General features: G+C 72.1%; 22 protein-coding genes and 1 riboswitch. Of the genes, 11 read left to right on the forward strand and 11 right to left on the reverse strand.

The features are described from left to right. Positions 1–4: 4 nt before the first annotated feature. Positions 5–1291, reverse strand: a complete 1287-nt coding sequence (locus EIZ62_RS10540) for an extracellular solute-binding protein (protein ID WP_156692443.1) — start codon at positions 1289–1291, stop codon at positions 5–7. A gap of 294 nt (positions 1292–1585) precedes the next feature. On the opposite strand from EIZ62_RS10540, the gene EIZ62_RS10545 reads away from it, so the two are divergent. The 7 genes from EIZ62_RS10545 to EIZ62_RS10575 all read left to right on the forward strand — a co-directional run bounded on the left by EIZ62_RS10545 (position 1586) and on the right by EIZ62_RS10575 (position 9075). After that, on the forward strand, positions 1586–2350 hold the full coding sequence (locus EIZ62_RS10545) for a GntR family transcriptional regulator (protein ID WP_156692444.1): 765 nt from the start codon (positions 1586–1588) through the stop codon (positions 2348–2350). A gap of 133 nt (positions 2351–2483) precedes the next feature. Beyond that, entirely contained in the window at positions 2484–2768 is a 285-nt protein-coding gene (locus tag EIZ62_RS10550) for a DUF3311 domain-containing protein (protein WP_156692445.1), read from the forward strand. Next, positions 2765–4393, forward strand: a complete 1629-nt coding sequence (mctP, locus tag EIZ62_RS10555; protein WP_208827871.1) for a monocarboxylate uptake permease MctP — start codon at positions 2765–2767, stop codon at positions 4391–4393. Before EIZ62_RS10550 ends, mctP begins: the two co-directional genes overlap by 4 nt. Before the next feature lie 86 nt (positions 4394–4479). Next, on the forward strand, positions 4480–4983 hold the full coding sequence (locus EIZ62_RS10560) for a GNAT family N-acetyltransferase (protein ID WP_156692446.1): 504 nt from the start codon (positions 4480–4482) through the stop codon (positions 4981–4983). A gap of 53 nt (positions 4984–5036) precedes the next feature. After that, a riboswitch (cobalamin riboswitch) is annotated at positions 5037–5159 on the forward strand. Positions 5160–5300: 141 nt separating this feature from the next. Next, complete coding sequence (locus tag EIZ62_RS10565; RefSeq protein WP_156692447.1) at positions 5301–7661, forward strand: ribonucleoside-diphosphate reductase subunit alpha; 2361 nt, start codon at positions 5301–5303, stop codon at positions 7659–7661. Beyond that, entirely contained in the window at positions 7661–8680 is a 1020-nt protein-coding gene (locus EIZ62_RS10570) for a ribonucleotide-diphosphate reductase subunit beta (protein ID WP_156692448.1), read from the forward strand. Before EIZ62_RS10565 ends, EIZ62_RS10570 begins: the two co-directional genes overlap by 1 nt. Positions 8681–8721: 41 nt before the next feature. After that, positions 8722–9075: a ribosomal maturation YjgA family protein gene (locus EIZ62_RS10575; RefSeq protein WP_341873939.1), complete on the forward strand. Its 354-nt coding sequence runs from the start codon at positions 8722–8724 to the stop codon at positions 9073–9075. On the opposite strand, the gene EIZ62_RS10580 is transcribed toward EIZ62_RS10575, so the two are convergent. From EIZ62_RS10580 to EIZ62_RS10620, 9 genes are all read right to left on the reverse strand, one after another. After that, complete coding sequence (locus EIZ62_RS10580) at positions 9058–9795, reverse strand: D-Ala-D-Ala carboxypeptidase family metallohydrolase (RefSeq protein ID WP_156692449.1); 738 nt, start codon at positions 9793–9795, stop codon at positions 9058–9060. The two genes, EIZ62_RS10575 and EIZ62_RS10580, sit on opposite strands and share 18 nt — an antisense overlap. Before the next feature lie 157 nt (positions 9796–9952). Beyond that, entirely contained in the window at positions 9953–10585 is a 633-nt protein-coding gene (gene def / locus EIZ62_RS10585) for a peptide deformylase (RefSeq protein ID WP_156692450.1), read from the reverse strand. An 87-nt stretch (positions 10586–10672) separates the two neighbouring features. Next, positions 10673–11653: a tetratricopeptide repeat protein gene (locus EIZ62_RS10590; protein ID WP_156692451.1), complete on the reverse strand. Its 981-nt coding sequence runs from the start codon at positions 11651–11653 to the stop codon at positions 10673–10675. Positions 11654–11758: 105 nt separating this feature from the next. Then, the gene (locus EIZ62_RS10595; RefSeq protein WP_156696327.1) at positions 11759–12997 is read right to left on the reverse strand and encodes an HD-GYP domain-containing protein; all 1239 of its coding nucleotides are present in this window, start codon (positions 12995–12997) and stop codon (positions 11759–11761) included. A 107-nt stretch (positions 12998–13104) separates the two neighbouring features. Next, positions 13105–14490: an HD-GYP domain-containing protein gene (locus EIZ62_RS10600; protein ID WP_156692452.1), complete on the reverse strand. Its 1386-nt coding sequence runs from the start codon at positions 14488–14490 to the stop codon at positions 13105–13107. A gap of 216 nt (positions 14491–14706) precedes the next feature. Continuing rightward, entirely contained in the window at positions 14707–15021 is a 315-nt protein-coding gene (rsrA, locus tag EIZ62_RS10605; RefSeq protein WP_156692453.1) for a mycothiol system anti-sigma-R factor, read from the reverse strand. Further along, entirely contained in the window at positions 15018–15674 is a 657-nt protein-coding gene (locus EIZ62_RS10610; protein WP_208828196.1) for a sigma-70 family RNA polymerase sigma factor, read from the reverse strand. Before EIZ62_RS10610 ends, rsrA begins: the two co-directional genes overlap by 4 nt. A 305-nt stretch (positions 15675–15979) precedes the next feature. Further along, the gene (locus EIZ62_RS10615) at positions 15980–16615 is read right to left on the reverse strand and encodes an alpha/beta hydrolase family protein (RefSeq protein WP_156692455.1); all 636 of its coding nucleotides are present in this window, start codon (positions 16613–16615) and stop codon (positions 15980–15982) included. 97 nt (positions 16616–16712) lie between these two features. After that, entirely contained in the window at positions 16713–17534 is an 822-nt protein-coding gene (locus EIZ62_RS10620; protein WP_156692456.1) for an SOS response-associated peptidase, read from the reverse strand. Positions 17535–17586: 52 nt separating this feature from the next. Between EIZ62_RS10620 and EIZ62_RS10625 the strand changes: the two genes are divergently transcribed. The 4 genes from EIZ62_RS10625 to EIZ62_RS10640 all read left to right on the forward strand — a co-directional run bounded on the left by EIZ62_RS10625 (position 17587) and on the right by EIZ62_RS10640 (position 21086). After that, positions 17587–18279, forward strand: a complete 693-nt coding sequence (locus tag EIZ62_RS10625) for a M50 family metallopeptidase (RefSeq protein ID WP_156692457.1) — start codon at positions 17587–17589, stop codon at positions 18277–18279. 37 nt (positions 18280–18316) lie between these two features. Continuing rightward, entirely contained in the window at positions 18317–19633 is a 1317-nt protein-coding gene (aroA, locus tag EIZ62_RS10630; protein ID WP_156692458.1) for a 3-phosphoshikimate 1-carboxyvinyltransferase, read from the forward strand. A gap of 4 nt (positions 19634–19637) precedes the next feature. Continuing rightward, entirely contained in the window at positions 19638–20651 is a 1014-nt protein-coding gene (rsgA, locus tag EIZ62_RS10635) for a ribosome small subunit-dependent GTPase A (protein ID WP_156692459.1), read from the forward strand. A gap of 111 nt (positions 20652–20762) precedes the next feature. Beyond that, complete coding sequence (locus EIZ62_RS10640; RefSeq protein WP_156692460.1) at positions 20763–21086, forward strand: DMT family transporter; 324 nt, start codon at positions 20763–20765, stop codon at positions 21084–21086. Here EIZ62_RS10640 and EIZ62_RS10645 read toward each other — a convergent pair. Then, positions 21052–21684: a TetR/AcrR family transcriptional regulator gene (locus tag EIZ62_RS10645; RefSeq protein ID WP_156692461.1), complete on the reverse strand. Its 633-nt coding sequence runs from the start codon at positions 21682–21684 to the stop codon at positions 21052–21054. The two genes, EIZ62_RS10640 and EIZ62_RS10645, sit on opposite strands and share 35 nt — an antisense overlap. Positions 21685–21790 lie beyond the last annotated feature (106 nt).

Below are 21790 nucleotides of genomic sequence, written 5' to 3' on the forward strand. Positions count from 1 at the left end.
GCGGCTACTGCTGGTTGACGCGCTCGGTGATCACCTTGTCGGCCGCCTCGCCGGCCTTCTTGGCGTCCTCGCCCTTGAGCACCTTGGTCATGTAGTCCTTGATCGGGTTGGGCGCGGTCTCCACGTTCGCCCAGCCCGGGGTGACCGGGGTGATCTTGCCGACGGACGCGGCCTTGGCCATCGCCTCGGCGAACGAGCCGGCGGCGGGCTTGAACTGCGCCGCGTCGTTGTTCGGGAGCAGCGCGCCCTGGGTGGCCTCGGCGTACTTGGCCATGTGCGTCTTGCCGGCGGCCAGCGCCAGCCACTCCTTGGCCAGGTCCTGGTTCTGCGAGCGCTCGGACACCGCGAGGTTCGAGCCGCCGAAGAAGACGGAGCCGGGCTTGTCGGCGCTCTTGCCGGGGATCGGGAAGTAGCCGAAGTCGGCGGTCTTGCCGGCCTTCTTCATCGCGTCGATCGCCCCGCCGGCCTCCCAGCCGAGGCCGATCCAGGACGCGACGCCGCCCTTGGGGACGATGTCGGTGGACTGCTGCGGGGTCGCCTCGTCCTTGTCCTTCGGAGCGGTCGAGTACGACTGGAGCTCCTTGTAGAAGTTCATGGCGGCCACGGCCTCGGGCGAGGACAGGCTGCCCTTCCACTTGTCGCCGTCCTTGACCGCGAGGTCGCCGCCCTCGTCCCAGACGAAGCCGGCGTAGACGTACCAGCTCTGGCCGGGCAGGTAGATGGGCTGCGTCTTGGCGTCGGACGCCTTGAGTTTCTTCAGGCCGGCGATCCACTCGGCGCGGGTCTTCGGCGGGGTCACTCCGGCCTTCTTGAAGGCGGCCTTGTCGTAGACGACGACGCGGTTGGCGGCGTACCAGGGGGCGGAGTAGAGCTTTCCGTCCAGCTCGTTGGAGGCGAGCATGCCCTTGTTCCAGCCGTCGGCGCCGAGCTTGGCCTTGTCCTCGGTGAGGTCGGCGAGGCCGCCCGTGGCGGCGTAGCCGGCGGTCTGGGTGTTGCCGAGTTCGATGACGTCCGGCGGGGCGTCCTCGGAGAGGGCCGTGGTGACCTTCTCCTGGATGCCGTTCCACTGCTGGATCTCGACCTTGACCTTGACGCCCTTGTGCTTGGCCTCGAACTCCTTGTTGACGTTCTTGATCCAGGCGTCGGGAGCCGAGCCGTCCATCACCCAGACGGTGAGGGTCTTGTTGCCGCCCGCGTCGGAGCCGCCCCCCTTGCCGTCGTCCGAGCCACACGCGGCGGTACCGACCATCATGCCCGCGACGCCTATCGCCGCGATGAGCTTGCGCTTCACGCCACCCTCCTCAGGGATGCCTGCAAACCCTGCCCCCACCGCGAAGCCATACCGGTGTACTGCCCGTGCTGCCCGTGGGACTGGGACCTGGCCTTTAGTGGTTTAGACCAGTAACCCGGAGCTTGGCCTAGACCTTTAGGGGTGTCAAGGGTGTATAAGAAGGGCAGTCGGGTCCGTTACCGGACCGACACCTGAGGCAGGGCGACGACCCGTGACCGGTCCGTGCCACCATGTGAGCCGCAACAGACGGAGGAGCCGGTGACGGCAACAGCACAGGAGTCGGGAAGGCGGGCCATGGCCACGGATGGGGGCGGCACCGAGACCGAGGGCGGGGCAGCCACCCGCACCGCGCGCGTGCCCAAGTACTACCGGCTCAAGCGGCACCTGCTGGACATGACGGAGACGATGCCGCCGGGCACCCCCGTCCCGCCGGAGCGCACCCTGGCCGCCGAGTTCGACACCTCCCGCACCACCGTGCGGCAGGCGCTCCAGGAACTGGTCGTCGAGGGCCGCCTGGAGCGGATCCAGGGCAAGGGCACGTTCGTCGCCAAGCCGAAGGTCTCCCAGGCCCTCCAGCTCACCTCCTACACCGAGGACATGCGCGCGCAGGGCCTGGAGCCCACCTCGCAGCTCCTGGACATCGGGTACGTCACGGCCGACGACACCCTCGCCGGGCTGCTCGACATCTCGGCCGGCGGGCGGGTCCTGCGCATCGAGAGGCTGCGCCTCGCGAGCGGCGAGCCGATGGCCATCGAGACGACGCACCTGTCGGCCAAGCGCTTCCCGGCGCTGCGGCGTTCCCTGGTGAAGTACACCTCGCTCTACACGGCCCTCGCGGAGGTGTACGACGTGCACCTGGCCGAGGCGGAGGAGACCATCGAGACGTCCCTGGCGACGCCGCGCGAGGCGGGGCTGCTCGGCACCGACGTCGGCCTGCCGATGCTGATGCTCTCCCGCCACTCCCTGGACGGAAACGGCGAACCGGTGGAATGGGTGCGCTCCGTCTACCGGGGCGACCGGTACAAGTTCGTGGCCCGCCTGAAGCGCCCCAACGGCTAGGCGAAGGCCCCGGGCACGCCGATACCCGTACGAGACCCGTCCGTTATCCGGACGGGGGTTCCATGCGGCATGACGGTCCCCTAGATTGCGTGCGCATTACGCCACGTGATCAGCAAGGGGACGGAGTCGCCGTATGACACAGGAGAAACAACCAGTGGTCACCCCCCTGCGGGTGGTGGTGGCGCTCTGCCTGCTCGCTCCGTTCGTGGCGATGCTCTGGGTCGGTTCGTACGCGAAGACCGACCCGTCGTTCATCGGGATCCCGTTCTTCTACTGGTACCAGATGGCGTGGGTCGTCATATCGACCGTGCTGACCATGATCGCGTACCAGCTGTGGCACCGTGACCAGCGCGCCCGTGCCAAGGCGCGCACCGAGTCCTCGGCCGGCGTGCCCGCGCAGGGAGGTGCGTCGAAGTGAAGGACGGCGTGAACGGCGTCGCACTCGCCGTCTTCATCTTCTTCTTCCTGGCCGTCACGGTGATGGGCTTCCTGGCCTCCCGCTGGCGCAAGGCCGAGAACGAGCACAGCCTGGACGAATGGGGCCTGGGCGGCAGATCGTTCGGCACCTGGATCACCTGGTTCCTGCTGGGCGGCGACCTCTACACGGCGTACACCTTCGTCGCCGTCCCGGCGGCGATCTACGCGGCGGGCGCGGCGGGCTTCTTCGCCGTGCCGTACACGATCCTCGTCTACCCCCTGATCTTCACGTTCCTGCCGCGCCTGTGGTCGGTGTCCCACAAGCACGGGTACGTCACCACCTCGGACTTCGTGCGCGGGCGGTTCGGCTCGAAGGGCCTGTCGCTGGCGGTGGCCCTCACCGGTCTGCTCGCCACCATGCCGTACATCGCGCTCCAGCTGGTCGGCATCCAGGCGGTGCTGGACGTGATGGGCGTGGGCGGCGGCGAGAACACGCACTGGTTCATCAAGGACCTGCCGCTGCTGATCGCCTTCGGTGTCCTCGCGGCCTACACGTACTCCTCCGGGCTGCGGGCGCCCGCGATGATCGCCTTCGTCAAGGACACGCTGATCTACATCGTCATCGCGGTGGCGATCATCTACATCCCCATCAAGCTCGGCGGCTTCGACGAGATCTTCAGCAAGGCCGGCGAGGCGTACGCGCAGATCAACCCGGCGACCGACAAGCCGCGCGGCTCGCTGGTACCGCCGGAGATGGGCCAGTGGGGGTACGCGACCCTGGCGCTCGGCTCGGCGCTGGCGCTGTTCATGTACCCGCACTCCATCACGGCGACGCTGTCCTCGCGCAGCCGTGACGTGATCCGCCGCAACACCACGATCCTGCCGCTGTACTCGCTGATGCTGGGCCTGCTCGCGCTGCTCGGGTTCATGGCGATCGCGGCGGGCGTGAAGGTGGACAACGGCCAGCTGGCCATCCCGCAGCTGTTCGAGAACATGTTCCCCGACTGGTTCGCGGGCGTGGCCTTCGCGGCCATCGGCATCGGCGCGCTGGTCCCGGCGGCCATCATGTCCATCGCCGCGGCGAACCTGTTCACCCGCAACATCTACAAGGACTTCCTGAAGCCGGACGCCACCCCGGAGCAGGAGACCAAGGTGTCCAAGCTGGTGTCGCTGCTGGTGAAGGTGGGCGCGCTGGCGTTCGTCCTCACCATGGACAAGACGGTCGCCATCAACTTCCAGCTGCTCGGCGGCATCTGGATCCTCCAGACCCTGCCGGCCCTGGTGGGCGGCCTGTTCACCCGCTGGTTCCACCGCTGGGCGCTGCTGGCCGGCTGGGCGGTCGGCATGATCTACGGCACGGCGGCGGCGTACGGGGTCGCGAGCCCCACGCAGAAGCACTTCGGCGGCTCGTCCGCCGAGATCCCCGGCATCGGCGAGATCGGCTACATCGGCCTCACCGCGTTCGTCCTCAACGCCGTGGTCGTGGTCGTCCTCACCTTCGTCCTGAAGGCGGTCAACGCCCCGGACGGCGTCGACGAGACGTCCCCCGAGGACTACACGGCCGACGCGGGCGACCCGGGCGTCAAGGTGGAGCTCCCGAAGGTCACCGAGGGCGCCGGGCACTGACCGTGCACTGACCCATCCGCGTACGACGGGCCGTCACGTCTCCGCCATGGAGGCGCGGCGGCCCGTTCGTTGTGCACTCTGGCCCCATGGACATCACCATCAGGGCGGTACGACCGGCGGAACACCGGGCGCTCGCGGAGGTCACGGCCGGGGCGTACCTCGGCGACGGCCTGCTGGCCTTCGGGGAGAGCGACGAGTACCTGATCGAGCTGCGGGACGTGGCCCGGCGGGCCGCCGGGGCGGAGGTGCTGGTCGCCGTCGGGGCGGACGAACGGGTGCTCGGCGGGGTGACGTTCGTCCCGGCGGGCGGCGGGCCGTGGGCCGAGCTCGCGCGGGACGGCGAGGCGGAGCTGCGGATGCTGGCGGTCGCCCACGACGCGCGGCGGCGGGGCGCGGGCGAGGCGCTCGTACGGTCGTGCGTGGAGCGGGCGCGGGCCGTGCGGGGGTGCCGCCGGCTGGTGCTGTCGGCCCAGCAGTCCATGCGGGCGGCGCACCGGATCTACGACCGGCTGGGCTTCGCCCGTACCCCGGAACGGGACTGGCAGCCGGTCCCGGGCGTCACTCTCGCCACATACGCGCTGTCCCTCTAACACTCCGGCGACACAACATGTGGGGGGTTCCTCAACGGGCGCCCCCCACATGTATGCTCGTCCTCGCTGTCGCCGCAGGGGAATCCGGTGGAAATCCGGAACTGTCCCGCAACGGTGTGTTGGTGTGCCTTTGTGTACGTACGAGTCCGAAGACCTGCCGACAGCGCACCCGGTCCGTCCGGTCCGGGTGCCCAGACGTCCGGGTCTCGCGGAGTGGGCCGGTGGACGCGGTGCCCTGCGCCCCCGTGTGCCCGGGCGTGCCCGCTCCCCCGCCCGCGTCCGCGGTGGCCCCGAGCCGAGCGAGGGAGAGCCCCCACGTGACCATCGCGCCAGCCGATCCGGTTTCAGCGATCGAGAGCGACGGAAGCGACGGACCCGGGACCGCGCTGCTGCGGACCCTGACCGACCTCACCGCCGACCTGCCCGACACCGACCCGGGCCGGGTCGCCGCCGCCGCGCTGCGGGGCCGGCACGCCGGCTCGGACGAGGCGGAGTTGCGTGAGCTGGCCACCGAGGCGGCCGCCGGGCTGATCTCGGAGGACCCCGCCTACTCCCGGCTCGCGGCCCGGCTGCTGACCCGGACCATCGCCGAGGAGGCGGCGGGACAGGGCGCCGTGTCGTTCACGGCGTCGGTCGCCGTGGGGCACCGCGAGGGCCTGATCGCCGACCGTACGGCCGCGTTCGTCGAGCTGCACGCGGAGCGGATGGACGCGACCGTCGACCCCGAGGGCGACGACCGGTTCGGCTACTTCGGGCTGCGGACGCTCTACTCGCGCTACCTGCTGCGCCACCCGATCACGCGCAAGGTGATCGAGACGCCGCAGCACTTCATGATGCGGGTGGCGGCGGGCCTCGCCGAGGACGACTCGGTACGGGCGCTGGACGACGTGACGGCGCTGTACCGGCTGATGAGCCGGCTCGACTACCTGCCCTCCTCCCCCACCCTGTTCAACTCCGGTACGCGCCACCCGCAGATGTCCTCGTGCTACCTGCTGGACTCGCCGCTGGACGAGCTGGACTCGATCTACGACCGCTACCACCAGGTCGCGCGGCTCTCCAAGCACGCGGGCGGCATCGGCCTGTCCTACTCCCGCATCCGGGCGCGCGGTTCGCTGATCCGCGGCACCAACGGGCACTCCAACGGCATCGTGCCGTTCCTGAAGACGCTGGACGCCTCCGTCGCGGCCGTGAACCAGGGCGGGCGGCGCAAGGGCGCGGCGGCCGTGTACCTGGAGACCTGGCACGCGGACATCGAGGAGTTCCTGGAGCTGCGGGACAACACCGGTGAGGACGCCCGGCGTACGCACAACCTGAACCTGGCGCACTGGATCCCGGACGAGTTCATGCGCCGGGTCAACGCCGACGCCGACTGGTCGCTGTTCTCGCCGGCCGACGTGCCGGAGCTGGTCGACCTGTGGGGCGAGGAGTTCGACGCCGCGTACCGCGCCGCCGAGGCCAGGGGGCTGGCCCGCAGGACGATGCCGGCGCGCGAGCTGTACGGCCGGATGATGCGCACCCTGGCGCAGACCGGCAACGGCTGGATGACGTTCAAGGACGCCTCCAACCGCACGGCCAACCAGACCGCCGAGCCGGGCCACACGGTCCACTCCTCCAACCTGTGCACCGAGATCCTGGAGGTCACGGACGACGGGGAGACGGCCGTCTGCAACCTGGGCTCGGTCAACCTGGGCGCCTTCGTGTCCGGTGACTCGATCGACTGGGAGCGGCTGGACGAGACCGTCCGCACGGCGGTGACGTTCCTCGACCGGGTCGTCGACATCAACTTCTACCCGACCGAGCAGGCGGGCCGCTCCAACGCCCGGTGGCGGCCGGTCGGCCTGGGCGCGATGGGCCTCCAGGACGTCTTCTTCCAGCTGAAGCTGCCGTTCGACTCCCCCGAGGCGCGGGCCCTGTCCACGCGCATCGCCGAGCGGATCATGCTCGCCGCGTACGAGGCGTCCGCCGACCTCGCCGAGCGCAACGGCCCGGTGCCGGCCTGGGAGAAGACCCGTACCGCCCGCGGGGTGCTGCACCCGGACCACTACGACGTGGAGCTGAACTGGCCGGAGCGGTGGGACGCGCTGCGGAAGCGGATCGCCACCGTCGGCATGCGCAACTCGCTGCTCCTCGCCATCGCGCCGACGGCGACCATCGCCTCGATCGCGGGCGTGTACGAGTGCATCGAGCCCCAGGTGTCCAACCTGTTCAAGCGCGAGACGCTGTCGGGCGAGTTCCTCCAGGTCAACTCCTACCTGGTGGACGAGCTGAAGCGGCTCGGCGTGTGGGACGCGCAGACGCGCGAGGCGCTGCGCGAGGCCAGCGGCTCGGTGCAGGGCTTCACCTGGATCCCGGCCGAGGTGCGCGAGCTGTACCGCACGGCGTGGGAGATCCCGCAGCGCGGCCTGATCGACATGGCGGCCGCCCGCACCCCGTTCCTGGACCAGTCACAGTCGCTGAACCTGTTCCTGGAGACGCCGACCATCGGCAAGCTGTCGTCGATGTACGCGTACGCCTGGAAGCAGGGCCTGAAGACGACGTACTACCTGCGCTCGCGCCCGGCGACCAGGATCGCCCGTGCCGCGGCCCGCGCGAGCGTCCCCGTACCCGCGCAGGCGACACCGGAGGACGCGGTCGCCTGCTCCCTGGAAAACCCCGAGTCCTGCGAGGCCTGCCAGTAATGACCATTCCGAACAACGAGAAGAACCTGCTCGACCCGGGCTTCGAACTGACCCTGCGCCCGATGCGCTACCCGGACTTCTACGAGCGCTACCGGGACGCCATCAAGAACACCTGGACGGTGGAGGAGGTCGACCTCCACTCCGACGTCGCCGACCTCGCCAAGCTCACCCCCGGCGAGCAGCACCTGATCGGCCGGCTGGTGGCGTTCTTCGCGACCGGCGACTCGATCGTCGCGAACAACCTGGTGCTGACGCTCTACAAGCACATCAACTCCCCCGAGGCGCGGCTGTACCTGTCGCGGCAGCTGTTCGAGGAGGCCGTGCACGTCCAGTTCTACCTGACGCTGCTCGACACCTACCTGCCCGACCCGGAGGACCGCGCGGCGGCCTTCGCGGCCGTGGAGAACATCCCGTCGATCCGCGAGAAGGCGCAGTTCTGCTTCCGCTGGATGGACTCGGTGGAGAAGATCGACCGGCTGGAGACGAAGGCCGACCGCCGCCGGTTCCTGCTGAACCTGATCTGCTTCGCCGCGTGCATCGAGGGCCTGTTCTTCTACGGCGCGTTCGCCTACGTGTACTGGTTCCGCTCGCGCGGCCTGCTGCACGGTCTGGCGACCGGCACCAACTGGGTGTTCCGCGACGAGACCATGCACATGAACTTCGCGTTCGAGGTCGTCGACACCGTCCGCAAGGAGGAGCCGGAGCTCTTCGACGACGAGCTGCGGCAGCAGGTCACCGACATGCTGAAGGAGGCCGTCGAGGCGGAGCTGCAGTTCGGCCGCGACCTGTGCGGTGACGGCCTGCCGGGCATGAACACCGAGTCGATGCGCCAGTACCTGGAGTGCGTGGCCGACCAGCGCCTGACGCGCCTGGGCTTCGCCCCGGTGTACGGCTCGGAGAACCCGTTCTCGTTCATGGAGCTCCAGGGCGTCCAGGAGCTGACGAACTTCTTCGAGCGCCGCCCGTCCGCCTACCAGGTGGCCGTGGAAGGTTCCGTCGACCTCGACGAGGACTTCTGACGGGCCTCGGCGCCACCCGGCTCGCCGCCGCCGGGGCGGCCGTGCTGACCGTCGCCGCGGGCCTGGGTGCCAGGTCCGCGGCGACGGGCGTCCCCGGGTACGCCGGTGACGTGCTGTACACCGTGCTGGTCGCCGCCCTGGTGGTGCTGGCCGCGCCCCGGCTGCGGCCGGTGGCGGCGGCCGTCACCGCCTTCGGGCTGTCGTGCGCGGTGGAGCTGTTCCAGCTGACGGGCGTTCCGGCCGCGCTGGCCGCGCACAGCCGGATCGCGCCGCTGGTCCTCGGGACGTCGTTCCACGCCCCGGACCTGCTGTGGTACGCGGTCGGCGCGGCGGCCGGCTGGGCGGTGCACGCCGCCGCCCGCCGCGCGGCCCGGCGGTCAGATGCCGCAGCTTGAGGCGGACCAGAAGCGGCTCGCCCGGTGGTCGAGGTGGGTGTGGTCGCCGTGCCCGGGGTAGCCCGGGCCGAGGATGCCGTTGAAGCCGTGGTTGCGGGCCTGCTGGGCGAGCCGGCACAGGGAGTGCGGTCCGGCTCCCAGGTCGGCGGCGTCCCCGTACAGGTGACGGCTGCCGGACGCCCCGCCGACGGCGTCGTTGCAGGCGTGCGAGCGGAACCCGCTGGTGACGGTGATCGGCTGGTCACCGAGGGCGTGCCGCAGGGCCTCCAGCTTCCACATGGTGCGCAGCGCGTGGGACTTCGCGGTCGCGGCGCTGACGGCTCCGCCCGCCCAGGTGCTGTTGCAGTCGTTCAGCTCGGCGTAGGAGAAGTGGACCGGCGTGCAGTCGTCGTCCTGGAGGGCGTAGAGCTTGCTGAAGGTGGCGGGGCCGGCGACACCGTCCGCGCCCAGCCCGTACGCGGTCTGGAAGCGCTTGACCGCAGCGGTGGTCGCCGGGCCGTACTGGCCGTCGACGGCGAGGACGCCGCCGGTTCCGGGGTAGCCGGCGACCCGGATCTGGAGCTGGGTGACGTCGGCGCCGGATGCGCCCTGGGTGAGAGTGCGTGACCAGGTGTAGCAGCCGTCGGCGTGGGCGGTGCCGGCGGTGGCGACCACCCCCGCCACCGCTGTAGACGCGAGCATGACAAGCGAGAGCAGGAGTCGTGCGAACCGTCCCGGCATCGGGCCTCCATCCGGTGGGCGACTGCGTCGTCCGAGCCTGGCCGGAGCCGTCCACGCGCGTCAACAGGGCGGCCGGAGACGTCATTCGTCCGCCCAATGACGGCAACGCGAAAGCCCCGTCCCGGTCACCGGAACGGGGCCTTCACCGGCTCGTGGCTCAGTCGTTCGGCACGACCGGGTAGCGCGGCGTGCCCTCGGCCATCTGCTTCAGCGCGTCCTTGCGCTCCCGCTTCGACAGCCGGTCGATGTACAGGTACCCGTACAGGTGGTCCGTCTCGTGCTGGAGGCAGCGGGCGAAGTACCCGGTGCCGCGCACCTTGATCGGGTTGCCCTGGACGTCCTGGCCGCGCACCACCGCGTAGTCGGGGCGGGCCAGCGAGGCGTAGGCCGTCGGCACGGACAAGCAGCCCTCGTTGGAGTCGTCCAGGACGCGGCGGTCCGCCGGCAGGTCCTCCAGCACCGGGTTGCAGACCACGCCCACGTGCCGCACGCCCTCGTCGTCGGGGCAGTCGTAGACGAAGACCTTCAGGTCCACGCCGATCTGATTGGCCGCCAGGCCCACGCCCTCCGCCGTCCGCTGGCTGGCGAACATGTCGTCGACGAGCCGCGCCAGCTCGTCGTCGAACGCGGTGACGTCCTTGCACTCCTTGTGCAGCACCGGGTTGCCGACCACCGTGATCGGACGGGAGGTACCGCGCTCGCGGTACGCGCGCTCGCGCTCCTCGCAGTCCTCCGTGTCGACGACGAACCCCTCGTCGTCGACCTGCTGAGCCGTCTCCTGCTGCGCCATGTCCGCTTCTGCGCCTTCCCTGGGTACCGATGCCGGCGCGGTGCCCTTCCAGCACACGCCCTGTGCCCTACAGCCTACGGGCAGGAGTCAGCAGACTTCCTCGAGATCCCGCCACTCCCGGCTGTCGGGACTGTCCGCCACCCAGCCGTCCAGCAGACCGCGCACCAGACCGGCGGGCGCGGCGATCCCGCACTCCCGCTCCGGCACCCACAGCTCGCCCGGCGAGCGGTGGCCCAGCGGCCCGGGGTGCCCCGGCTCGCTGTGGTCGTGCGGGTCCAGGTGCTCGCCCTCGCCCTCGGCGCTCGGCATCCGCGACTCCGAGCACGCCCGGCACAGCAGCCGCACCGACGACGACCAGTCCTCGGCGGCGAACCCGGCGTCGGCCGCCAGCCGTTCCAGCGCGTCCCGGTCGGCCTCGGTGGCCGCCTCCAGCAGCACCACCCAGGTCGGCACCGGTGACGGCGCCCACAGCTCGATCTCGTCGAACACCGGGAAGCTGTGCCCGGCCGACGTCGTCCGCTCGCCGTTGGGCACCCCGTCGTGCAGCACGACCTCGCCCCAGCGGCGCCCCGAGGAGGGCAGCGGGATGGAGAGCACCTCGATCCGGGCCGGGTCCAGCCTGCGGCCCCACACCACCTCGGCCTCGCCCTCCGGCGACAGCCGTACGGCGGCGCTGCCCAGCTCCATCCCGGTCGGCTCCCCGCCGGCCGCGGCCGCCCCGGGCACCTTCAGCCCGTACGCCTGCCAGGCCCGGCGGGCCAGCGGCCAGTCCTGGAGCGCCGTGGCGGCGATCCCGACGTTCCACCAGTCGGGGGCGCCGGTCTCCTTGTCGAGCAGCGCGACGGCCCGCAGCCCCGCGGTGCGCGCCTGCTCCCAGTCGTGCCGGAACTTGTGCAGGAGCGCCAGATTGAACCAGGACTCCGAGAGCCAGGGCTCCAGGTCCGCCGCACGCGTCAGCAACGCGCCCGCGTCCTCGTACCGCCCGTCCCCGATCAGCGTGAACGCGCGGTCGGTGGCCTGCCGCCACGAGGCGGAGGGCCGATGCCGTACCTTCCCGAAGATCCTCACGATTCCCGCCTGCCGGTCTGCCGGTCGCTGAAGGTCTCTGCCCCCGGACACCCTCTTGTTCGCATCCAACCATGCCGGGTCGCACGCCCGCTCATTACCCATGGGTTACCCAGGCGCCACCCCTGTGACGCCGCCCCGGGCGAGGACTCTGGCGAGCGCCTCCACCACGTTCGGGTGATAGTCCCGCGCGGTGTCCTGCCGGAGCCGCTCCAGGGCGTACAGCGCCCCGTCCGCGTGACCCGCGCCTTCCCTGGAGAACTCGTCGTACGCGTTCACGGCCCGGACGATCCGCGCGGGCAGCGGCTGCTCCCGGTACGGGTCGGCCTGCCGCTCCACGACGACCGCGACGGCCGCCGGGGCACCGGTCTGCCGGACGACGGCGCCGCCGAGCAGCGCGATACGGCGCTGCTCGCCGGGTGGCAGGCGTGCGGTGGCGCCGGCCGGTACCGGGTCCACCAGGGACAGCTGTCCGATGTCATGCATCAGTGCGGCGTACTCCAGAACGGTCAGGTCGGGTCCCGACAACCCCAGCTCGCGTCCGACCACGTGACTGAGCGCCGCCACCCGGTGGGCGTGTCCGGGGGGCGTGTACCCGGCGATCTCGGTGGCACGCGCCAGGGACGAGACGGTCTGGCGGTTGGTGTCGCGGACGCCGGCGAAGCGGCGGAAGGACAGCTGGGTCAGCAGCAGCGGTACGCAGACCACGGGCAGCGCCCACAGCCCAGCGACGGCCACCGCCAGGGCCATCACGGCACCGGTGGCGCACACCGCGGAGCCGATGCCGAGCAGGGCGCGCAGTTCGTCGCGCAGGAGCGGGCCGTACGGGTGGCCGGTGCGGGCGCGCACGAGCAGGGCGGTCAGAACCGCGTCGCACAGGGCGGTCAGCACCAGGAGCAGCAGCAGGAACAGCGCGTAGGCGGGCCCGCGCCCCACGGCCCCGATCAGGGCGCCCGAGTTGTACAGGGGCTGGAAGCAGAGGGCCGCGAAGCCGGCCGTGAGCACCCGGCGGGTCACCTGCGCGGACGCGGGCCCCCGCCCCCGGGCCACCTGCGGTACGGCTCCGACGAGGGCGGCCGCGACGACGACGGCGACGGTCTGGGCGACGCCGTGGGTGGTCGGCGTCCCGGCGGACTCCCCGAGCAGGGCGTACGCCAGCGCTCCGGCCGCCGCGAGGGGCGCGGGCTCCCGCACCCCCGGCTCCGTCCGGGTGTCCCGGCGGACCAGTTCGCCCACTGTGACGAGGACCCCGAAGGCCAGGGCGGTGCCCGGCTCGGCGACGCCGTGCCACAGGGTCCAGCCGAGGCCGGCCACCGCCGCGGCACCGGCGGTGAGGTGCGGCAGCATCCATGCCGCGAACGCCGGGAACGGCTGCCCGGCAGGGGTGCGGGCGCGCGTCCGGATCCGGGTGCGGGTTCGGGAGGGGCGGCCGGGCGCCGGCCGGTGCTCCGCGCTCACCGGGCGCCGCCCCACACCTGGCCGGGGGCCGGGCGCCGCCCCGCCGGGAGGTCGCGGCGGCCCCGCGGGGCGTCGCCCGCCCGCGCCGGTTCGTCGGCCGTGACCGCCGTCTGCCAGCCGTACCGGTCGAGCGCGCGCACCAGCGCCCGGACCATCCGCGGGTCGAACTGCCGCCCCGCACACCGCTCCAGCTCCGCCACGGCCACCGGCACCGGCCTCGCCCTGCGGTACGAGCGGGTCGACGTCATGGCGTCGAACGCGTCCGCGACGGCGACCACGCGCGCCGTCTCCGGGATCCGGTCACCGCTCAGCCCGTACGGGTAGCCGCTGCCGTCCATCCGCTCGTGGTGGTGCAGGATCGCCGCGCGCGCCTCGCCGAGGAAGCCGATGCCGCGCACGATCTCGTGCCCGTACTCCGGGTGCAGCTCGATCACCCGCCGCTCCTCGCGGGTCAGCGGCCCGTCCTTGCGCAGGACCCGCGTCGGGACGCCGAGCTTGCCGACGTCGTGGAGGATGCCGGCGAAGCGGATGACGTCCAGCCGGGACTCGTCCATGCCGAGCTCGCGGGCGATGAGCACCGAGGCCCGGCCGACCCGCTCGCTGTGCCCCCGGGTGTAGGCGTCCTTGATGTCGACGGCCTGGACCAGCGCCCGGACGGTGGCCTGGTGCGCGGCGCGCTCCCGGTGGTACTGGGCGTACATCCAGCAGGAGATGTACATCGGCAGCAGTACGAAGAGCGCCGCCGGCCAGCCGTACGGGCTGCGCCACAGCACCGCCATCATCAGCCCGGCGAGCCCGTGGACGAGGTGCGGGGCGAGCGACCGGGGCAGCAGGCCGCGCCAGGCGGTGCGGGCCGGGACGGGTTCGGCCGCCGCGAGGATGCCGCCGTCCAGGGCGGTGACCACCAGGCAGAAGACCAGCGCGGCGGCCCCGCCGGGGAGCAGGACGTCAGGGAAGTCGGACGCGGCCACCGCGGCGGGGCCGTGCAGGAGCGCGGCGGTGTGGGCGGCGGCCCACGCGGCGAGTCCGAGCTGCGCGGCACGCCAGATCCGGCGCGGCGGGGCGGGGCGCTGTTCGACGTGGGAGACCAGCGCGCCGGGGACGGCGACGAGGGCGGCCGCGGCGGGAGGCAGCAGCAGGGCGGCGGCGAGCAGGACGGGAAGGAACGATCCGGCACCCACCGGGACGGAGCCCGGGCCGAGCGCTCTGGTGAGGAAGGGGCAGCGGGCGGGCCACTCGCTCACGGCGTACAGGGCGGCGAGGAGTGCGAGGGAGGACCAGGGGGTGGTGGCGCTGGGGGCGAGCGCCGGCAGTGCGCACGCGACGGCGCCCACCACGGCTCCCGCGATGAGCGCGCGCGCCGCCACCGGAATCCCCACCACCGTCTCCCGCCGCCTCGTCGGCCTCTCGTCGGCTTTCGTCGACCAAGTGGATCGTCAGGCTAACGAGTTGGCTCCGGTGCGGCGGCGGGACGAAACCGATTAGCACCTTCGGGTGATGGGGGGCATGGGGTCCGGAAAACGGGGCCCGGTGCCACCGCCCCGGCTCCCGGGGGGCCGTGTCCGGCGCACGGGAGGGGCCGGCGCGGGAGGGGTGGGTCAGGCGTCGGCGACGGGGGTCGTCCCGGACGCGGTGACGTCGTGGTCCGGCACGGTCTCGCCCGCCCGGATCAGCTCGATGCGGCCCATGACCTTGGCGCGCAGGTCGGACGGGACGTCGTCATGACCGCAGCACCGCTTGACCAGCTTCTTCACGGCCTGCTCCAGCCCGTACTTCTCCAGGCACGGGGAGCACTCCTCGAAGTGCACCTCGAACTTGGTGCAGTCGCTGTCGGGCATCTCGCGGTCGAGGAACTCGTAGAGGTGGTCCAGGACCTCCGAGCAGTCCGTCTCGTGCGGCTCTCCGCAGCTCATGAGCCCGAGCCTTTCCCGTTGTCCGTCGACTTTCCGGCGCCCGCGGGGACCAGGCCGCGTTCGCGGGCGTAGTCCTCGAGCATGCCGCGCAGCTGGCGGCGGCCACGGTGCAGCCGGGACATCACCGTACCGATGGGTGTCCCCATGATGTCCGCGATCTCCTTGTACGCAAAGCCCTCGACGTCGGCCAGGTAGACCGCGATGCGGAACTCCTCGGGGATCGCCTGGAGGGCTTCCTTCACGTCGGAGTCGGGCAGGTGGTCCAGCGCCTGGGACTCCGCGGACCGCAGGCCGGTGGACATGTGCGACTCGGCGCGGGCGAGCTGCCAGTCCTCGATCTCCTCGGCGGCGCTGCGCTGGGGCTCACGCTGCTTCTTGCGGTACGAGTTGATGAAGGTGTTGGTGAGGATCCGGTAGAGCCACGCCTTGAGGTTGGTGCCCTCGCGGAACTGGTGGAAGGACCCGTACGCCTTCGCGTACGTCTCCTGCACGAGGTCCTCCGCGTCGGCGGGGTTGCGCGTCATGCGCAGCGCCGCCGAGTACATCTGGTCGAGGTACTCCAGCGCGTCGCGCTCGAAACGCGCGTTGCGCTCGGCCGTCGTCTCCTCGTGGCCGTCGTCGGTCCCTGTGTCGGTCCCAGTGACCGGACCCACCTCCTCCAGCGCTGCGGCGGCGAGACCGAGTGCGGACCCGCTCGAATCGGAGAATAGTCGACCTTCCGGGGACAGGTACTTCCGATTCTTCCCACCCGGTGTGCGGCCCGTCAGGCCAGGGGCGGTCCTGGCCGCCGGCAGCACGGTCCAGTCCAGCTCGCTGGCTGCCTGCGACCGGCTCGGGCAGATGGTCGAACCCATGCGACGGACTCCCTCTCCTGGCTCTTGCGATCTCACCGACGCCCGTCACAACACCGCGCGGGTCCTCCGTCATTCCCGTCCGCCGGTGTCGGTTCACCCGGGTATCACCGCAGGCCCTCCACCCACGCGCGCACCGCGCCGGTGATCACCCCCAGTGCGTCCTCCTGGGTGAGGGGCGCCCGCTTCGGCACGGCGAACCCGTGGTCGCCGAAGGGCACCTCCACCAGCTCGTGGTCCCCCGCCGGGAACTCGGCCGGCCCGCCGAACGGGTCGTTGCCGCCCTGAACGACGAGCGTGGGCACCCCGGCGCCGAGCAGTTCGTCCGCCCGCGACTTCTCCGGCCTGCCCGGCGGGTGCAGCGGGAAGGACAGAGCCAGTACGGCGCGGGCGCCCAGCTCGCCCGCGGTGCGGCAGGCCACCCGGGCGCCCGCGCTGCGCCCGCCGGCCACCACGGGCGGGCCGGCCGCGCGGAGCGCGGGCCACAGGTCGCGCCAGGCCTCGTCCAGCCGCTTGGGCGCGGGGGCCAGCTTCTTGCCGGCGACCCGCCAGGGCTGCTCCACGAGGGCGACGGTCACCCCGGCGGCGGGGAGGGCGGCGGCGAGGGCCTGGAGGTCGCGGGCCTCGACGCCGCCGCCCGCGCCGTGGCCGAGGGCCAGGACGAGGCGGGCGGCGCCGCCCGGTTCGTACCAGGTGATGCGGGCGTCTCCGAGGCCGGTCGGGACGGTGTCGGTGGTGGTCACCCGGACATCCTGCCGTCCGTCCGGGCCGGAGGCACGGCCCCTCCCCGGGTCAAGCCTCGGGTGCAGCCCCGGGTCAAGCCTCGGGTGGAGCCCCGGATCAGAAGAGCGTGCCCTCCTCGGGGGCGGCGATCTCCTCCAGGAGTTCGGGGCCGTTGTTGCGGACGTTGCTGACGGCGGTGGCCACCGGGTAGGCCCGCATCAGGCCGGAGGGCGGCGGGGTGAGCAGGGAGCGCAGGTCGTCCGTGTCCGTGCGGGCCGGGTCCAGCCAGGCGTCCCACCGGTCGGGCGTCAGCATCAGCGGCATCCGCGGGTGGATGTCGGCCAGCGCGTGCGGTCCCTCGGCGGGAGCGACGCCCAGCGGTTCCTTGTCGGCGTCGGTGGTGACCACCGAACAGGTGGCCCACCAGGCCTGGGGGTGGTCGGGCGGCAGGGTGGGGTCGCGCCAGAACTCGTACAGCCCGGCCATGGCGAAGACGGCCCCGTCGGCGGGCGTGACGAAGTACGGCTGCTTGCGGGGGCGCTTCTTCTTGCCCTGCTCCTCCAGCTGCCGCTCGGCGGCACCGGTGACCCACTCGAAATAGCCGTCGGCGGGCAGGATGCAGCGGCGCTGGGCGAAGGCCCGCTTGAAGGACGGCTTCTCGTGCAGGGTCTCCGCGCGGGCGTTGATCATCCGTGCGGCCCCCTCGGGGGTCTTCGACCAGGACGGCACCAGGCCCCACTTGAGGACGCGCAGCTGCCGAACCGGACGGTCCGGATCCGCGTCCTTGTCCTTGAGGGGGCGTTCGAGGACCGCGTACACCTCCTTGGTGGGGGCCACGTTCCAATCGGGGGCCAGGGTCTCCTTCGGCTCCCATTTCTCTATCTGGAAGAGTCCGGTCAGATCCTCGGGCCGACGACTCGCCGCATAACGTCCGCACATACTTGCCAACACTGCCACGTGCCACCGACACCATGAGGAGCCGTCCGAGAAAATGGCCAGCACCGACTTCCTCGGTACCCAGCCCGCCCCGGACCTGTGGCTCGTCGTCGTCACCGCCGTCGCGGCCCTCGTGGTCACCGTCCCGCACCCGGTGTGGCGGGTGGCGCGCAACGCGGTCACCATCGCCCACGAGGGTGGTCACGGGCTGATCGCCCTGCTCACGGGCCGCCGCCTGGACGGCATCAGGCTCCACTCCGACACCAGCGGTCTCACCGTGAGCCGGGGCAGGCCCACCGGGCTCGGCATGATCCTGACCGCGGCCGCGGGCTACACGGCGCCGTCCCTGCTCGGTCTGGGCGGGGCGTGGCTGCTGGCCGCCCACCGGATCACCCTGCTGCTCTGGATCGCCACCGCGCTGCTGATCGCCATGCTGGTGATGATCCGCAACGCGTACGGGGTGCTCACCGTGGTCCTGTCGGGGGCGGCGTTCCTGCTGGTGTCGTGGCTGACGGAGCCGGACGTGCAGGCGGCGTTCGCGTACAGCGCGGTGTGGTTCCTGCTGCTGGGCGGGGTACGCCCGGTCTTCGAGCTCCAGCGCAAGCGGCGGCACGGCGGGGCGCCGGACTCGGACGCGGACCAGCTCGCCCGGCTCACGAACGTCCCGGCCGCCCTGTGGCTGTTCTTCTTCCACGCCGTCACCCTGTGCTCCCTGATCGGTGGCGGTCGCTGGCTGCTCGGCCTGTGATCGGCCGTGACCACCTGCCCCGTCTAAAGTGAGGGGCATGACCGAAACACCCGCACAGCTCGATCTCTGGCCGGCCCCGTACGCGAGTGGAGCCGTGGACGCGACCGTCACCGTGCCCGGGTCCAAGTCGGTCACCAACCGGGCCCTGGTGCTCGCCGCGCTCGCCTCCGAGCCGGGCTGGCTGCGGCATCCGCTGCGCTCGCGCGACACCCTGCTGATGGCGGAGGCCCTGCGCACCATGGGCGTCGGCATCGAGGAGGGCGTGGGCCCGGACGGCACGGGCGAGCGGTGGCGCGTCATCCCCGCGGGCCTACACGGTCCCGCGCAGGTCGACGTCGGCAACGCGGGCACGGTCATGCGCTTCCTCCCGCCGGTCGCGACGCTCGCCGCCGGCCCGGTCCGCTTCGACGGCGACCCGCGCTCCCACGAGCGGCCGCTGCACGGCGTGATCGACGCCCTGCGCGTCCTGGGCGCCCGGATCGACGACGACGCGCGCGGCTCGCTGCCGCTGACGGTGCACGGGGCGGGCGCCCTGGAGGGCGGCTCCGTGGAGATCGACGCCTCGTCGTCGTCCCAGTTCGTCAGCGCCCTGCTGCTGTCCGCGCCGCGCTTCAACCAGGGCGTCGAGGTACGGCACACGGGCGCCACGCTGCCCTCGATGCCGCACATCCGGATGACGGTCGACATGCTGCGCGCGGTGGGCGCCCAGGTCGACGAGCCGGAGACGGGCGGCGAGCCGAACGTGTGGCGGGTCTCCCCCTCGGCGCTGCTGGGCCGCGACCTGACCGTCGAGCCCGACCTGTCCAACGCGCAGCCGTTCCTGGCCGCCGCGCTGGTCACCGGCGGACGGGTCACCGTTCCCGACTGGCCGGAGCGCACCACCCAGCCCGGTGACGCGCTGCGGGAGATCTTCACCGAGATGGGTGGCTCCTGCGAGCTGACCGAGCAGGGCCTCACCTTCACAGGTACGGGCACGATCCACGGCATCGACGTGGACCTGGGCGAGGTCGGCGAGCTGACGCCCGGCATCGCGGCGGTCGCGGCCCTCGCCGACTCGCCGTCCACCCTGCGCGGCGTGGCCCACCTGCGCCTGCACGAGACGGACCGGCTGGCCGCGCTGACCAAGGAGATCAACGAGCTGGGCGGCGACGTCACGGAGACGGCGGACGGCCTGCACATCCGCCCGCGCCCGCTGCACGGCGGGGTGTTCCACACGTACGACGACCACCGGATGGCGACGGCCGGTTCGGTCATCGGCCTCGCCGTCCGGGGCGTGGAGATCGAGAACGTGGCGACGACCGCGAAGACCCTTCCGGACTTCCCGCGGATGTGGACCGGAATGCTCGAGGCCTGACGACATGCGCCGCTACGGCAAGCACACCGACGAGGACGACATCCGTTCCCGCCCCAACCGCAAGGGCAACCGGCCGCGGACCAACATCCGCCCCAAGCACGAGGACGCCGCCGAGGGCATGGTCCTCACCGTGGACCGCGGCCGGCTGACCTGCCTCGTCGACGACCGGGTCGTCATGGCGATGAAGGCCCGCGAGCTGGGCCGCAAGGCGGCCGTCGTCGGTGACCGGGTCTCCCTGGTGGGTGACATGTCCGGCAAGAAGGACACCCTCGCGCGGATCGTGCGCATCGAGGAGCGCGCCTCGGTGCTGCGCCGCACCGCCGACGACGACGACCCCTTCGAGCGGGTCGTGGTCGCCAACGCGGACCAGCTGGCCATCGTGACCGCGCTCGCCGACCCCGAGCCCCGGCCCCGGCTGATCGACCGGTGCCTGGTCGCCGCGTTCGACGGGGGCCTGGAGCCACTGCTGGTGCTCACCAAGTCGGACCTGGCCCCGCCCGAGAAGCTGCTGGAGCTGTACGGCGCGCTGGACATCCCGTACGTGGTGACGAGCCAGGACGAGCTGTACGACGGGCACACCGCCGCCGACCGGGTCCGCGAGCACCTGGACGGGCGCACCACGGCGTTCGTGGGCCATTCGGGCGTCGGCAAGACGACGCTGGTCAACGCGCTGGTGCCGGAGGACCGCCGGAGGACCACCGGCCTGGTCAACGCGGTGACGGGCCGTGGCCGGCACACCACCACCTCGGCGCTGGCCCTGCCGCTGGACCGCGCGGACGGGTGGGTGATCGACACTCCGGGCGTACGGTCGTTCGGGCTGCACCACGTCGACCCGTCCCGGGTGATCAACGCCTTCCCGGACCTGGAGCCGGGCACCGAGAACTGCCCGCGCGCGTGCAGCCACGACGAGCCGGACTGCGGGCTGGACGCCTGGGTGGCCGAGGGGCACGCCGACCCCGCCCGGCTGTATTCACTGCGGCGACTTCTCGCCACCCGGGAGCGACGCGAGGGCGACTGAGGCGCGCCCGTGCGCGATCGGTGCCGGTGGGTAAGTGCATAATCGCACCAAGTGACACGAAGCAGTCACCGACATCACTCACCGAGGTCACTGACGCGGGAGGCACGGACGATGGCGTGGCTGCTGGTGATTGTCGCCGGGTTCCTGGAGACGGGTTTCGCGGTCTGCCTCAAGCTGTCGCACGGTTTCACCCGGCTGTGGCCGACGGTCGCGTTCGCCTGCTTCGCCCTGGGCAGCTTCGGTCTGCTGACGCTGTCGCTGCGGAAGCTGGACGTGGGTCCGGCGTACGCGGTGTGGACCGGCATCGGGGCGGCGGGCACCGCCATCTACGGCATGATCTTCCTCGGTGACCTGGTGTCCACCCTGAAGATCATCTCGATCTCGCTGGTCATCCTCGGGGTCATCGGACTTCAGCTGTCGGGCTCGTCGCACTGACGCCGAGCAGGCCGCGCAGCAGCGCCTCCAGCCCCGGCCCACCGGACTCCTCCGGTACGCCCGGCGCGACGACGTACGACAGGGCCAGCCGCACCGCCAGCTCGCACACCTCCGCGCCGGGATCGCCGCCGGCCCGCGCCAGGGCCGCCCGGGACCGCTCCCGTACGGCCGCCAGCAGTTCGCCCGGGGCGGGCGCGCCCGCGTCGGCACGGCGCTGCGCGGGGGCGCCGGCCAGGACCCGGGAGCGGACGGGGGCGGGGCGCGGCGCCGGCAGGCGGTCGCCCCAGCAGCCGGTGAGCAGCGCCCGCAGCAGGGGCCGCGCGGCGGCCTGCCCGACGGTCCACTCCGCCACGGAGACCAGCCGCCCGGCCGCGTCGGACCGGACCGCCAGGGCGCGTTCGACACCGCGCAGGTAGGCGTCGGCCTCACGGCGCACCAGAGCGCGGGCGAGGCCCTCCTTGCTGCCGAACTCGTTGTAGAGGGTCTGCCGGGAGACCCCGGCGGCGGACGCCACGTCGACCATCCGGACCGCCGGCCAGGGCAGCAGGGCGAGCGCCTCCTGCGCGGCGTTCAGCAGTGCTTCGCGTGTGGTGGGCATCGTCGCCTCCCGGGCCGTCGGCTCGGCTCTGCGCTCAGAGTTGACGTGCGGCCACACCCTGTCAATAGGCGCCGCCGGGGTGGCAGGACCACCGGGATAGAGTCGG

The sequence above is a fragment of the Streptomyces ficellus genome (genome assembly GCF_009739905.1).
Classification (GTDB): Bacteria; Actinomycetota; Actinomycetes; order Streptomycetales; family Streptomycetaceae; genus Streptomyces; species Streptomyces ficellus_A.

What these genes read in the sequence shown, in the direction of transcription:
- EIZ62_RS10560 (WP_156692446.1), top strand. Translation starts at nt 4,480, where the DNA reads ATGGACATCACCATCAGGGCGGTACGACCGGCGGAACACCGGGCGCTC.
- EIZ62_RS10645 (WP_156692461.1), bottom strand. Translation starts at nt 21,684, where the DNA reads ATGCCCACCACACGCGAAGCACTGCTGAACGCCGCGCAGGAGGCGCTC.
- EIZ62_RS10580 (WP_156692449.1), bottom strand. Translation starts at nt 9,795, where the DNA reads ATGCCGGGACGGTTCGCACGACTCCTGCTCTCGCTTGTCATGCTCGCG.
- def (WP_156692450.1), bottom strand. Translation starts at nt 10,585, where the DNA reads ATGGCGCAGCAGGAGACGGCTCAGCAGGTCGACGACGAGGGGTTCGTC.
- EIZ62_RS10640 (WP_156692460.1), top strand. Translation starts at nt 20,763, where the DNA reads ATGGCGTGGCTGCTGGTGATTGTCGCCGGGTTCCTGGAGACGGGTTTC.
- aroA (WP_156692458.1), top strand. Translation starts at nt 18,317, where the DNA reads ATGACCGAAACACCCGCACAGCTCGATCTCTGGCCGGCCCCGTACGCG.
- EIZ62_RS10570 (WP_156692448.1), top strand. Translation starts at nt 7,661, where the DNA reads ATGACCATTCCGAACAACGAGAAGAACCTGCTCGACCCGGGCTTCGAA.
- rsgA (WP_156692459.1), top strand. Translation starts at nt 19,638, where the DNA reads ATGCGCCGCTACGGCAAGCACACCGACGAGGACGACATCCGTTCCCGC.
- rsrA (WP_156692453.1), bottom strand. Translation starts at nt 15,021, where the DNA reads ATGAGCTGCGGAGAGCCGCACGAGACGGACTGCTCGGAGGTCCTGGAC.
- EIZ62_RS10595 (WP_156696327.1), bottom strand. Translation starts at nt 12,997, where the DNA reads ATGCTGCCGCACCTCACCGCCGGTGCCGCGGCGGTGGCCGGCCTCGGC.
- EIZ62_RS10550 (WP_156692445.1), top strand. Translation starts at nt 2,484, where the DNA reads ATGACACAGGAGAAACAACCAGTGGTCACCCCCCTGCGGGTGGTGGTG.
- EIZ62_RS10625 (WP_156692457.1), top strand. Translation starts at nt 17,587, where the DNA reads ATGGCCAGCACCGACTTCCTCGGTACCCAGCCCGCCCCGGACCTGTGG.
- EIZ62_RS10620 (WP_156692456.1), bottom strand. Translation starts at nt 17,534, where the DNA reads ATGTGCGGACGTTATGCGGCGAGTCGTCGGCCCGAGGATCTGACCGGA.
- EIZ62_RS10545 (WP_156692444.1), top strand. Translation starts at nt 1,586, where the DNA reads ATGGCCACGGATGGGGGCGGCACCGAGACCGAGGGCGGGGCAGCCACC.